Genomic DNA, 13,098 nt, shown 5'->3' with positions numbered 1-13,098 from the left:
TGACGAAACAGTCTGCACACGAACGCTGGGGGCATCAGTAGTCTCGCCCCCGCTGAACCTAGCTGGCTTAGGCGAAGGCCAGATGGGACAAGGTCCAATCCTCGGGCGGTCCTTCGTACAGGTGCCAGGGGTAGTCGTCTGCAGGGGAAAGCAGTTCGGCTACGGTGTGGGTTCGTTTGGATAGCCATTCGCGCCAAATGATGCGATCTTGGACGTATTTCCTGAGCTGGCGTGCCACGGCTTCGAGGACGCCGAGCTGTTCGGCAAGTTCTTTCAAGGACGTGGTGGCCATGATTGTCCATTGCAGAGTCTTTGACCTGCTAACCAGGTTCCATGCAGCAAGAATCTCCAGAGCTTCCGTGACGGCTGTCCTGGACAACCTGGTAGTCCTAACCAAGTCAACGCTGCGTAGGGCAGCGGAGGGGTGCTCCAGGGCCTCGAGGGGTGGGACTTTAGGGGCTAAACCTAATCTGCGTCTCGCCGCAGCGATCCCCGTATAAACATCGCCACTTGCTCAAGATTTCCTCAAGATCGGATAAGCACCCAGGGGCACCTCAGTCGATTTCACATTTCCAACGCCTTTTGCATGTGCAATACGTCTCCTAGGAACACATGGATATCGGAATTCAACGCATGCTGATAATTCGAATGAACATTCTTTTCTTTGTGAGTCTTTTCGTTGAGATCGTGTAGGCGGGGGGGCAAGCTCCGCAGCCCGCAGCCAGTTGCAGGCTTGGCCCGCGCGATGCTGCGGGGAGTTGGCTTCGGGTGGCGGTGAGGAGTGAGGTGGCGGCCCGGCGGAATGCGCTAGCCCTAGCGTCTGCAGCAAGGAGCGGCGTCATGCGGAAATGTGCTTTCCGATCGCGCCGATACCCTCTGGGCCAAGCCTGAAATTGTTTCTTTAGGATTCCTAAGTAGAACATTCTTTTGGGCTAATATTCCCGGTTTGTCATGTTGAATCGATGAATAGTAGGCTCGCCCTGAGAGCGTATGGAGATTGCAAGTATGCTGTCAAGTCCAGTCGTATCAGCAGATACTGCGAATCCTATTGAGGTCTTTTGTCCATGGAAAAGCTAGATGATCGTTCGTATTATGAACGATACGATCGACGTGCTCGTCGTCTGCGAATAGCGGCGTACTATTTTTTGGCCGTGCTGTCCGCGGTCACGGTCGTTGTGGTTTTTCTGGCCCTGACCAAATAGGACGCGGCCCGCTGGGTCCTGCCCCCCCGAGATGAAAGGGGAGTGGGCGATGGTGACCAAGCGAGGCTGGAAGGCATCGCTGGTGACTTGGGTGACGGCGAACAATCAGCCTTTGGAAACCGGAGGATGAATCTCAAAGCGGTCCACATTGGGTGTCAGTGCGTTGTGCCGTGTGCGGCGGCCTCCTGGAGGCCTTTCTGGTAGTCGTCCGCGTACCGGGTCCGCCAGGATTCGGCGGGGGCAGCTGGCCGGCGTGCGGCCGCTTCCTTTTCAAGCCGCTGGCGGCAGGCCTCGGCCTGTGCCCGGAGCTGCTGCGAACGCTGGATAAGGCGCTTGCTCCGCGGGTAGACAGGCTGACCGTTCAGACGCCAGTAGTTGAGCCGGTGTTGGAGCAACTGAGCTAAATTCTTCGCGCGGTGGAAGCCGTCATGGGGGTGCTCTGTGCCGTCTGGTTTCACGTCCAGGGCGTGGATGATGTCAGCGGGGGTGTAGTCGTCCCTGAAATACGGAGCCAGGATGCGTGCGAGAGGCTGGGCCTGATCCTGCCCTTGGCGCCGACCTTCAGTGCCGACTCAAAGTGAGGACTGGCGGCTGGCGGCAGCACCAAGCTAGAAGACATGCGCAAGCCGCATAGTCTAGGTCAACGGGGTTGGTTGCCGTGTCGGCGGATGCTCATTCAGTCGACACGGCAACTCGCCCTTAGCCTAGCGAAGACGGTGGGCGGCTGTTGTGCACACGGGGGAGCCGTAGAGCCGGGGGCGCCTTGGTCGGGGCTGTCCCTTTTAGGTTCTTTGCCATGGAAGTTGATGAGATGCGCCGGCCGATACGTTTCGCGGCTGCTTTCTGGGCCCGGCTTGAGCTGCTAGCCGGCTGCTGTGAAGGCTATGTCCGCGAGGGTCCATTCATCGGGTGGGCCTTCGAATTGGTCCCAGGGGTAGTCATCTGTGGGGGAGAGGAGCTCGGAGAACGTGTGGGCGCGTTTACCGAGCCATGCTTTCCATTGCTCCCGGTGGTTCTTGTGCTTTTTGTGCTGGTCCGCGACGGCTTCGAGGACGCCGAAGTACTCGGCGAGGTCCTTCAGTGATGTGCTCGCCACGATTGTCCATGCGCCGGTTCGGTCGCGGGTGATCATGTTCCATGCGACCATGACCTGCAGGGCGTCTTCCACTGCCGTGCGCGAGAGCCTGGTCTGGCGGATGATGTCCGCTTGACGTTGGGGTTCGTGGGCTTGCTCGAGAGCCTCGTACACGAACGCGGCCGGGATCCCGAGTTCTCGGAAGACCGGGCGCAGGGCATGGATTTTGCCTTTCTGCCAGGACAAGTCCTCGGCTGCTTCCCTGATGTCTTCAGGGATGGTGAGCAGGTACTGGTCCGCTTTGGTCCGTACAGCCGCATCAGTCTGTGTAATCAGCGCCCGTGATTCCTGCCGTAGCTCCCTCAAATGCGCAGCGACGGTGGTGTAGGAGAGCCCAGTCGCCTCTGCAATTGACCTGCACCCAAATTCGATAAACCGAGAGTCTGTCATGTGTGCAGCTTCGCCCAATGCCCGCAAGATCATTCTCTTTGCCTGCCCATCACGACTGTCCTGATACCGATGTTCGAGCAAGCGCAGCGCGTTACGCCAGACGCGGATGTACTGGTGCTCAGCGGCTCGGCTCACGCTGACTTGAATTCCTTGGATGCCGGTAGCGCCCCCCTGTGTTAAAGGCTGGCTTGTGTGCGATATATGGGCATTGTTCTTCCCGCCTGATTTGCCTTTGTTTTCTTTGACGTAACGGCATGCCTCGGTCCAGTCCCTCTGGATGCTTTTGGACCGGTTCTGCGAGCCGTAGCGGGCGTAGAGTGACGCCAGCCCAGGCCAGTGGCCCTGCCACAGCCGACGCTGGACATCCACCAGTGAAAGGCCGGCCGCGGCCGCGTTCACCAGAACCGCCTGGCGGGCCTCTGAATCGGTGGCGTAACGGTTGGCGTCATAGAGCCCTGATACCGCCAGCTGGGCCATGGCGCGGGACATCCGTCCCTGGGCGGCCGTAGCCTGCAGCTGTGCCTCCGGCGCCTCGACAGTGGCGGGGAAGCTCTGTTCCAGGCGAAGAGCGCGAGCAGCGGCGATTTCCTGCGCCAAGTCACCAGTCATCGCCCGCCATACCGTTGACGAGTTCGGCCGTCGGACGACGTCGTAGGCGGCGTTTAGGCTCATCGCCAACTGTTGGTGACCACCACGTTTATGCAGGGAGCCGGGAACACGCATGCACCCATGGTTCAAGTTTTGGTGCGGGGACTTGTCCAGGCTCCGGTACCGGGTGCCCAGGGCCTCGACAAGATCACGCGCCTGAGAGAACGTCACCCGCTCGGCCAACGGAATGTACACATGGCGGCCGCCGTTGGGGGAGAAGTCCTCAATCCACCTGGCGCCGCACCTGTAAAGCCATGACTGTACCGCCCTGACGTCGGCCTCAACCCAGTCAATACCAGCAACGGAAGAGTCAAAGTCGAGGAAGATCGCCCTGCAGGTACCGTCCTTCCCGAAAATCCGGACCGCTGCCGGGAATGTCGGCAGCCGCTCGGTCAGGTCGCGCTCGTGTTTCTGCGGATATGTCTTGCCACCATCGCGGGAAAGACGGACTCGGGGTTGGCCTGCGAGCAGAGGCGCTAGCGCGGCCCACGCACCCGCGGGGGAGGAGTCAGAAGCGACACGCGGCACGCTTGGGCGCGGGGTGTATGTTGACGGCGGCAAAACAGCCGGTACGATAGAACCCAACAGCAGCCTTTCTTTGGAAGGTACGCAGAAGTCCACCCACTGGGTGGGTGTTGAATAAAGTTCAGATCTCGACCCGCCAAGATCATGGATCTGAACAGCAAAATTCTCGAAGCTACGGCCCGCGCAAGCGGGCCTCTTCGTTTAACTGGCCTTCGCGATAGGCAAAGCCTCCTGGGTGCGCTCTTTTTCGAGGTCGATGGTGGCCAGCCAAGCCATGAAGCGCTCGGCAATTAGGGGGCCGGCGTCGTCACCATAGATCTTGGCCAAGGCCCTAGTCTTCATGCCTTCTTCGACAGGGAGCCGAACGTTGAAAGCGATGCGCTCTCCCTTGCTGGGGCGCCCAACTTTGGAAACCTTTGCACGTGTCATGTGCTCAACCTTGCCATTCCTGTGACAGAAAGCAGGTGATGGGTTGCGGTGTGTCGGAAGGTCGAGACTCCCTGTGTTCATTCGGTTCCTTCCCTCCGCACGGGTTGACAAGTGATCCCTCTGGCTTCCTTGGTACTCTTGCGCGTGTTGTCACCCTGGGTGAACAACTCGCGTTCTTGAACCAATATTAGAACATGTTTCGAACCATGTTTCACGAAGCCTGCGGAAGGATTGCGGTGCCCGATCACAAACTGCGATCAATGAACAATGAGGCGTATACGGCAGCAACCGCAGCCTTTGGCGAACTCAATCTGCCACGCAAACTGACTTTCGAGTCGTTGCTAGCAGTCATGGAGGAAAGACGCGGGAGGAAGATTCTCCTTATCGAAGCGCCGGAGTTGCTCGGGACAAGCGCCTGTGGGGTTTGGTTTCCGTGCAAGTCCGCCGATATGGTCTTTTACCCCCCTGTCGAATGGAAAGTCCTTCGAGAACAATATGTACTCCACGAGTTTGCTCACATGATCCTCGAACATGATTCGGTGCCAGGCGGCGGCAATTTTGTGGAGTCGGCTGTTCAACATATTCCACGCCACCTTGTACAAAGGGCTCTATTCCGTACTGACTTTCGGACCCTCCGAGAGGCGACGGCAGAGTACCTAGCCGACTTGCTAGCTACGGCCATCAGAGACAGCCCTACACAACCTGGTGGCTTTGAGGGGGTGTTTGGATAATGGAGATCGCCGCGGCAGGAATGATGCTTGCACTCACGACCATCATCGTCGGATCTTGGCGGGCAGGTAAAGATCCGAGCATGCTCTGGGCTTCATCTCTCATTTCGACTTCCATGCTTCTAAACATCGACTACTTGTATACACTCACTGACACCTCGCTGGGGGGACACAACTGGGTTGACCTTGCGGCCAACCTGCTCTTGCTCCTCGGCGTGTACTTTCTAGTCCGAGGAATTATTCGTGGAGCCTCCTCATTGGAGTACTCAAAGCAGACGTTTGAGTCTTGGGCCCGCTGTGCAATGCAGGCTGTCTGCCTGTGTGTGGTTCTGCTGTTTGTTTGCTTCATGGAAGTGCCGTTAACATCGGCCCAATTCATGAAGGACTACGGGGATCAAGGTGGCGTCGCGCTGTACTCTGCCGTTCAATACGCCTTCATAGGCGCGAGCATGGCTTCGGCTGCAGTGACCTGTTTCCGATTCCGGAAATTCTGGACTGCGACCCTATACCGGAGAGCGTTCACGGCAGTAGGCTCGGGCTGCTACCTCGCGCTCCTTCTGAGCCTCATCATAATCCTGATGGACTGGACGCACTATCTAGGGCATTTGGATGCAGTGGCCATGCTCTCCCTCGTCTACCCTTGGCTCCACAGTGCCTCCTTCTTCTTCCTCTGCACTGGTTTGTCCTTCCCTCCCGCGGTCCGAAGACTACGGGAATGGCTGGAACCAGTAGACACACAAAAGGTCACTGACCTTCTGTACCCAACTTGGAAATTGGCTGTCCAAGGAAACGCCCTTATTACTCTCAACACACAGGTGTTGACTAGAAAAAGAGGCTGGGAGCTGGCCCGGTTGCATCGAATGGTCATCGAGGTACACGACTGTATGGCTATGGACACCAGCATGCGCGCTCGGTTGGGCCCAGAGAGACTGAAATCGCTTACGCAAGCCGCCGAGTACCTCGACAAGCTCTCAAAGCGTCCTCGGTGAAGATCATTTCAAGCGCCCTCGGTGCCGCACTGATTGCTGCGCTCGCTGGGATTGTATACGCCTTAAGGCTGGCTTCAGCAAGCTCATATGAACGTAAGTTCGACATTTTTCCGGTTACCCTCACCGAGAAGTCCATCACTCTCCCATCAACCAAGCGGACGCTTTCGCAAGGCACGTTCGGTCTCCATCTGAAAGGAGGTGGAGACCCGGCGATAGTGGGGGCCGTTATCAGGACTGAAGGCGGGACGGTTTGCCGCGAACTCTTGCGCTCTCCCACCCGGTTCGAAGCGAATTCCGCAGGGAACTGGAGCGGCGTGTTGGACGCCACACCTGGCAAGCATTTGGGCCCGAGCGAGCAGGTCATCGTTCCTACTGCCTACGGGCCAGCCCCGGCGTGGCTTGTCAACCAAGGGACGAAGAATTGGGCCATTCATGTTCATGGACATGGAAGTACACGTGCCCAAACACTCCGCGGTGTGAACGTCGCTTCTCAGCTGGGACTAAGTTCGCTCGTTATTTCCTACAGAAATGATGCGGAAGGTCCTGCCGTGGGCACGGGGCGACACAGGTTTGGGGAGACAGAGTGGGAAGACCTTGAGGCCGCACTGGCATTCGCCAAAGACCTCGGCGCGGAAAGGTGCGTGATCTTCGGGTGGTCTATGGGCGCTGCCCTGACCCTTCGACTGATTCACAAGTCGCGAATGAAGGAGCTCATTATCGGCGTGGTGCTCGTGGCCCCTGTCCTATCGTGGCGCGAAGTCCTCAAGGCCAATGCCTCCCACCGCGGCTACCCCAGTGCCTTAGGAAGGATGGTCTACTCCTTGCTTCATACTCGCCTAGGTAGCCGTGTTGCCGGCTTGGGTTCCCCATTGGATATCCGTACATTCGAGACGGAGTTGGCAAGGACTCCCATGATTACACCAACTCTCATACTCCACAGCAGAAGTGATCCCTACGTCCCCTATGCCAGCTCTCTAAGATTCGCCGAAACCCATGTGGCCGCTAAACTAGTAACCTTTGATTGTCCCGGGCACACCCAAGAATGGAACGCTGAACCGATACGCTGGGAAGCGGAAGTCCGCGATTGGTACAAAAAATTGTGAATTTCATCCGACTCGAACGGGGGACGTAGATGGCGGAACGCGTTGACCCGCGCGAAAGGCTCAAGCAGGCTGAGGTGTTAGCCCGAAAGATTAACCTACTCTTAGATGTTGTTGTCGCCGAAGGCGGCCAACCCTACGAGTTCGCGGACGTTCAAGCCGGAGTTAGAGAGCACGGATTCGAGCTGTCACGCACGCGATGGTGGCGGTTGCGGTCAGGGGAGTCACCGGAACCTATTCCACCCGAAGCGCTTACAGCCCTGGCTAAATTCTTTGGAGTGAACGAAGCCTACCTGACGGGAGGGTCAGGCGAGCTGCCCCAGCGAATCGAGAGCGAACTCCTTCTGTTGAAGAAGATGCGCCGTAACAAGCTCAAATCGATTGCAGCGCGAACGCTGGGCGATATAGACACCAGCACTCTGAACGCCATCAACGAGCTACTTGACCGAGTGAACGCCGAAGATTTGGCCGCGGATAAAGAATTTTGAAACATGTTTCGAAACATGTTTCATTCATGTTATCGTTAGCTTATGCCCAAGTTCATTTCATTCGGCATCCAGCAAAACCGACCTCTAGTTGCCCGCGATATAGCGAATATACGCGTCGCTCAACTCTCTAATACGCCGCGAAGCTTGCGTGTATGTTGTGTCTCGACCTTGGCGAAGACCCGGCGCAGGGTCTCCAATAACGAGGCCCAGATCCTCAAGAGACTTGAGGTGTCGATTGAGGCTGGGTCTGGTCATCTCCAATTCAGCGCCCAACTTGCCGATGTTCGCTTCACCCATAACGGCCAGGTGGCGAAGTATGTCAGCTTGTGCGCGATTACCCATGAAGGCGATGGCTGCTTCCACCTCTGCGGGAAGGGTGGGTCTAATGAGGCGCGGCATGGAACCATCTTGCCTGACTCCTTGCTGGAGCAAGATACATTCAGCCAAACTCTATTACTAAACAATAGAATTCTGGATGACCGGCCCCGTCCAATCCAAGATCTCCACGGGGGTGGGCGATGACGCAGGACAATGAATCCGCCCGCCAAGCATTGGCAACACGGCAATCGAACTACGTGGCACATACCGCCCCGACAGGCTTGGACTGTGCTATCCCACGACCGGGCGAATTGCGGGAGCCGCTGCGTCAGTGGCCCTCGGGAAGAGCAGGTGTTGAAGAGGCAGCGGCCTTGTACTTGTCGCTCTATATGCCCTTTCGAAACTTGAAGCCACTGGCAGCACGCAAAGAAGCGTGGAAGACATACCTCGCTGCAGAGAAGCTACGGGTCAAAGATCTGGAGCCGCAGCCCGGGCACAAGGAGGTTCGCCGTTTGGCGGGCGCCTTGGTGGCGGCTCAGATGGATCAACTGGCGGTCAGCCTGGTACTCGGGGTCTCGCAGATGTCGGTCTCTCGATATGTGCAGGCATCCGCGCGGTCAGGGCAGCCCACAACGGCGCCCTTACCTTTGCCTTCCCGCAGCGTTGGGGCCGTGTCTCGGCGTGAAACCGCCGAACGTGTAGTCGGTGATTTGGTTCGGAAGGCCTCGGAGGCGCCGTTGGTTCCGACAGACGCTCTTACGTTGGTCGTCACCTCATCGGCGAACGTCAAAGAGTACGTTGGAGAGTTTGTATCCGGGCTTAGCGAGGGGACGCAACTGTCCGACCAGGGCGAGGCACTCCTGCTGCAGGCGGTGAGGGAACTGGAGGCTTTGGCCGGCGTCCTTAGGCGAACAAGCGGTGAGCGATGCGTGAAGGTATGAACAGCACCGATACGGCCGCCGTTCCTGGGGCAGCCGACACGGCCTTTCTGGCTCTGGTCGAATCAGCGCGCGAAAATTGCTGGGTTGGGCCGGAAGCGGAGCTTCTTCTCAATCACGTCCTGCCGGCGTTGGCTCGGCCTCTGGTAGGGGAGTTTCCGGATCTTCTACCCGATGAGGTGTTGTCGTGGGTGTGGGAGGTAACGAAGCGCCCTTCATTGGCGTCAACTCAGCACCCTCGCACGTGGGTGGTCAAGGGGGTTCGGAAGGAACTTATTTCCTTGGTCCGTGCGCAGCGCGACGGCGTCGCGCCCGAGAGAATCTCCGCGAAGGGGTGGTGGAAGGAGCGGGTAGCTTTTGTGGGCGACTCTGCGGGTCTGATGATCACTGGTCCCAAAGCTGATGAACATCTGAGCGCTATCGCAGCCACAGTGTCGCCGGCGGAGGCGTCTACAGACGAAGGCATGGCGTCGTCGGTGTGGGAGGACCTTCGGGATCTTTTGGTCCGTCTGCAGTGGCCTTTCGATGTGGCCTCACGTGCTGTGCTGGTTTTGGAAATGGAGCCCAATCACAATTCCGCGAAGCGGGGACTGGGCTTCCTTCCGTGGGGGTACGCCACGGCCTTAGTTCGCTTTGCCTTTGCCAAGCCAGGGTTTCTTTGGGCAAGGCTTCACGGGATAAACATCGATCGGGCAGTTCTTTTGGCGGCCACCGGTACTGATCTTCTGCAGGGGCTTGTGTGGACTTCCAAGCCCTCAGCTGTAGAGTCCGCATCGGGCTAGGAAGCGGAGCAACATAGATTGTTCAAAGAAGGGTGGGCCGCGCCGTTACTGGCGCGGTCCACCTTTCATCTTTTATGGCGTGCTGAGATCCTCGCCCAGAGCCCCGGGCGTCGGGGGCTCTGTCTGGTCTCAGGGTGTTCTGCATCTGCGGTGCAATCCGGGCAGGGCCCGTCGGGGAATTCGCCCATCTGTTTCCAGATCCATCCGTCGAGGCAGTAGTTGTTGGTGCAGTCTGGTGTTTTCAAGTTTTGTTCATTCCCCGGGCAGTTTTCCTCACACGCTCTGAGGTGCCTCGTTTGTTCGTGTCGTGGTCGTTTGGGTGTCAGCGGCTGAGCGCTGCCTTCAACAAGGGCAGGTACGATGCGGTGACCTTGTTATGGCCCGCTTGGGTGAGGTGGACATTGTCGTGAAAGTCGAGGTCGGCGCCTGCAGTTGAAGCCATGCCGGTCACGGAAATGGCTTGCAGGCCGCGGGCCTTGGCAGCGTTGACGATCAAGGCATCTACTTGGCGCCGTCGGGTGTGACTCGCGTCGTTCCTGGACATGACGCCATTGACGATGATTTTTGTGTGCGGATACTTTCGGGCCAGCTCATCCCAGGTGTTCTTGGCGGCCTCCAGAATGGCCACGTCACTGGCCCCGGTGGTTGCATCGTTGCCGCCCAAGGTAAGGATGATTGCGCCCGGGTTCCCCTGCGGGAGCAAAACCCGATCGTACATCAGGGCTTGTTCGGCATTTCCACCGGCGTAGATGTTGCCGCTGGTGTAGCCGAGACCGCCGAAGACGTGCTCGATCTGGTGGGTCAGTCCTAGTTTCTGGGCGGCTTGTTCTGCCCAGGAGTCGATGCCTGGTCCTGCCAGTTGTGAGTCTCCCAGGAAGACCACCGTCGAAGCGTCAACTGGTTCGGCCGAGTAGAGTTCGGCCGTGGCAAAGTCCCAGATGACTTCGCGGTGCTGAAATTGCACGCGCGCTCCGCGCCGGTCTTGCCATTCGTCCGTTAGAGCCCATCCGAACTGGCCCGGGTTGGCGGCCCATTTCTGGTAGATGCCGTGGCCGAGGACTCGTGCGCCCACGCCAGGTCCCCAGATGATCTCTCCCTTGGCGAAGGACTGCACATAGCCGCCGGCGAACGGTGTTTTGTTGCTGGTGGGGTAGCCCAGTTCACCTTCAGCGCCTCCTCCGTCTGCGACGAAGCGGTTCTCGATCTCGCCGCTCGTGGTCATGTAGGTACCGGTCGCGGGGGAGTGGAACACGGTACCATGCTCAAAACGTTGGAACACCCCTTCACCTGCGCGGGTTTCCTCCGAGATCGGGTAGCCCAGGGGACCGGCTTCGCGCCCCGCCTGCGCCCACAAAGCCCCAATGGCGCCCCAGACGCTGTGCGGTCCCGTTGCGGGTGAGAAATAGATCCAGCCGTGTTCGAAAACTTGGAAGATCCCACGGCCGCGCCAGCCTCCGATTTCATCCGAGATGGGGTTTCCGTGCGGGCTGTGTTTGCCGCCTGATTCGCGCCAACGGTCCCCGATGGCTCCTTGAGCCGGGTGGGCTCCTTGGCCCTTTGTCCAGGCCATGGAGCCGCGTTCGAAGTCTTGGACGGTCTTCCCGTCAGCGGTTTCGGTTTCGTCGTTCACGGCCCAGCCGAGCAGTCCGGGGGCTCTGGACCATTTCTGGTACGTGTCGTGACCAATGACTTTCGCGCCAATTCCTGGGCCCCAAATGACGTCAGCGTTCGCGAATCCCTGAACCCAGCCCCCGGCAAAAAGCCGTTTGCTCGTCGTGGGGAATCCCAGCTCGCCGGTTGCGCCTCCGCTGGAGAGGAATCTGGTTTGGATGTCGCCGGGGCTCGTGGGATGCGCTCCCCATGTAGGGGAGTTGTAGATCGTTCCGTGTTCGAACCGTTGGTACACGCCGTTGCCGATAGGGATTTCGGCGCTGGTCGCGGCACCTAGCACGTTACGGACTTCGGTGTTGCTGTAATACAGCTGCCCGATGGACCCGGACGGTCTGTAGTCCTTGGGCCCCGCTGCGGCCGAGGTCACTGTGGATCCGGTAAGGAGGACGGTCGCGAGGATGAGACTGGTCAGCTTGGCCGGTTTCATGGCGTTCTTTCTGCCGGGGTGGCGGTGATGACGATGTTGTGGGTGAAGGCTGGTTGGCCGTTGACGGTTTCGATGGGCCCTCCGCAGGTGACCAGGTGCAGGACTCGGTCACCGGTGGTGGTGAACAGTTCGTCGGGAAGGTTCTGTTGCGGGTAGAGCTGCAGGGACGTCACTGAGAAGCGGTGTTCTTGCCCGGCGCTGTTGGTGACGTTGATGAGGTCTCCGGCATGGAGGCGGGCTATGGCCGACATCGGCGCCCAGGAGGCGTCCGGGAAGTTCACGTGCCCGGCAATGACTGTTGCCCCGGCAGAAGCGTCCACGGGTGCGGAGTCCTGGTAGACCGCCGCCCGGTTCGGGTCCGGTAGCTCGACGGTTCCCTGTGTTCCCCGTGCCCCGTTGACCAAGGTCAAGTGGAGTCCCACGGCCGGTGCGGTGACTTGGTTCGGACCCAGCACCGCCTCAACGTGAGCGGGGGCAGGCGCGGGGCTGGTGCTTGCTGTGCTGGTCGTGAAAGGTTCCGGGTTGAGCATCTGCAGTTCAACTGCTGAGGGCGCTTGATGGCCTTCCGCTGGTAATGCTTGGACGCCCATAACGGCTGCGCCGCCGAGGAAGAGCAGGGACGATATCCCTAGTGCTGCCTTCTTTTTGTTATGCACTCTGGCTCCTGGTTTTGGGTGTGGCAAAGGCGGCCACCCAAGAGGGTTGGGCGACCGCCTTCCTATGGCTGGCTATTGTTCGGTGGATGAATCCGAGGCAGCGGCCAGCGGCTTACGGGACCGCCAGGCTTTGATTCCGAAGACCGCGCCAAGCAGAGCGAGGATGCCTGCCCCGAGGCCCAGTCCGGTCTGCAACGTGGTGTCGCCATCACCAGCCGGCGCGAATCCGGCGAGGATGGTTGCGGGCTTGTTCGGCGTGACCTGCTTGACCGAGGCCGGGGCTGAAGGCAGTTCAACGGCGTCTTCATCGGTCACATCAGGACCAGTACCCGGAGTGCCGGTGATGTCGGCGCTGTTCGTCACCAGCCCGGTCGCCGCTTCGGCTTCCGTGACCTTGTAGGTCCCGGACGCGTAGGTGACGGATTCACCCGGTGCCAGGGTGGCCGTGAAGTCAGCTGGGGCGTGGATCTGAACGCCGGCATCCGTGAGCTTCTGGTCGGAGAGCTTGATGTTGTGGAGCGTGACGTTGCCGGTGTTGGTGCCCACGAATTCATAGCTCACTTTTTCGCCGGCGTCAGCGTCCCCGTCACCGTTGCTGTCCTCGAGGTGTTGGAGTTTCTTCAGCTCGATGGCCGGTTTCTGGTCGGGGGCTACATCGGCGTCGTCGGTGTC

The 13,098-nt window shown here is 59.2% G+C and carries 11 protein-coding genes and 1 pseudogene; 4 read left to right on the top strand and 8 right to left on the bottom strand.

From position 1 onward, the window contains the following. Positions 1–67: 67 nt before the first annotated feature. The 4 genes from ACFUOZ_RS19475 to ACFUOZ_RS19460 form a co-directional block, all read right to left on the bottom strand. Positions 68–292 (bottom strand): hypothetical protein, encoded by a 225-nt coding sequence (locus ACFUOZ_RS19475; RefSeq protein WP_377551195.1) that lies wholly within the window; start codon positions 290–292, stop codon positions 68–70. 1,065 nt (positions 293–1,357) lie between these two features. Continuing rightward, positions 1,358–1,597 (bottom strand): hypothetical protein, encoded by a 240-nt coding sequence (locus ACFUOZ_RS19470; RefSeq protein ID WP_377551192.1) that lies wholly within the window; start codon positions 1,595–1,597, stop codon positions 1,358–1,360. Between the two features lie 467 nt (positions 1,598–2,064). After that, the gene (locus tag ACFUOZ_RS19465) at positions 2,065–3,903 is read right to left on the bottom strand and encodes a winged helix-turn-helix domain-containing protein (protein ID WP_377551189.1); all 1,839 of its coding nucleotides are present in this window, start codon (positions 3,901–3,903) and stop codon (positions 2,065–2,067) included. A 198-nt stretch (positions 3,904–4,101) separates the two neighbouring features. Beyond that, on the bottom strand, positions 4,102–4,329 hold the full coding sequence (locus tag ACFUOZ_RS19460) for a hypothetical protein (RefSeq protein ID WP_377551186.1): 228 nt from the start codon (positions 4,327–4,329) through the stop codon (positions 4,102–4,104). 730 nt (positions 4,330–5,059) lie between these two features. Here ACFUOZ_RS19460 and ACFUOZ_RS19455 point away from each other — a divergent pair. The 3 genes from ACFUOZ_RS19455 (at position 5,060) to ACFUOZ_RS19445 (ending at position 7,634) form a co-directional block, all read left to right on the top strand. After that, positions 5,060–6,046 carry a hypothetical protein gene (locus ACFUOZ_RS19455; protein ID WP_377551183.1) on the top strand — a complete coding sequence of 329 codons (987 nt, stop codon included), beginning with the start codon at positions 5,060–5,062 and terminating at the stop codon, positions 6,044–6,046. Beyond that, positions 6,043–7,149, top strand: a complete 1,107-nt coding sequence (locus tag ACFUOZ_RS19450) for an alpha/beta hydrolase family protein (protein ID WP_377551180.1) — start codon at positions 6,043–6,045, stop codon at positions 7,147–7,149. Before ACFUOZ_RS19455 ends, ACFUOZ_RS19450 begins: the two co-directional genes overlap by 4 nt. Positions 7,150–7,424: 275 nt before the next feature. Further along, a complete protein-coding gene (locus ACFUOZ_RS19445) occupies positions 7,425–7,634 on the top strand; it encodes a hypothetical protein (protein WP_377551177.1) in 210 nt (69 codons plus the stop codon). A gap of 84 nt (positions 7,635–7,718) precedes the next feature. On the opposite strand, the gene ACFUOZ_RS19440 is transcribed toward ACFUOZ_RS19445, so the two are convergent. Then, positions 7,719–7,976, bottom strand: a complete 258-nt coding sequence (locus tag ACFUOZ_RS19440; protein WP_377551274.1) for an ArsR/SmtB family transcription factor — start codon at positions 7,974–7,976, stop codon at positions 7,719–7,721. Between the two features lie 1,195 nt (positions 7,977–9,171). Between ACFUOZ_RS19440 and ACFUOZ_RS19435 the strand changes: the two genes are divergently transcribed. Beyond that, positions 9,172–9,672, top strand: coding sequence for a hypothetical protein (locus tag ACFUOZ_RS19435; RefSeq protein ID WP_377551174.1), 501 nt, complete (start codon positions 9,172–9,174; stop codon positions 9,670–9,672). 322 nt (positions 9,673–9,994) lie between these two features. Here the strand turns inward: ACFUOZ_RS19435 and ACFUOZ_RS19430 are convergent, their stop codons facing one another. The 3 genes and pseudogenes from ACFUOZ_RS19430 to ACFUOZ_RS19420 form a co-directional block, all read right to left on the bottom strand. Next, positions 9,995–11,770 (bottom strand): GDSL-type esterase/lipase family protein, encoded by a 1,776-nt coding sequence (locus tag ACFUOZ_RS19430; protein ID WP_377551171.1) that lies wholly within the window; start codon positions 11,768–11,770, stop codon positions 9,995–9,997. Then, positions 11,767–12,426, bottom strand: coding sequence for a class F sortase (locus ACFUOZ_RS19425; protein WP_377551168.1), 660 nt, complete (start codon positions 12,424–12,426; stop codon positions 11,767–11,769). The genes ACFUOZ_RS19430 and ACFUOZ_RS19425 overlap by 4 nt, the downstream gene beginning before the upstream one ends. Positions 12,427–12,498: 72 nt before the next feature. Beyond that, positions 12,499–13,098 (bottom strand): annotated as a pseudogene (locus ACFUOZ_RS19420) (hypothetical protein); the annotation flags it as partial.

Source organism: Paenarthrobacter sp. NPDC057355 (genome assembly GCF_042667405.1).
GTDB lineage: Bacteria > Actinomycetota > Actinomycetes > Actinomycetales > Micrococcaceae > Arthrobacter.
Note: the sequence above shows the minus strand (reverse complement) of the source record. Positions and strands in the feature narration are given on the sequence as shown.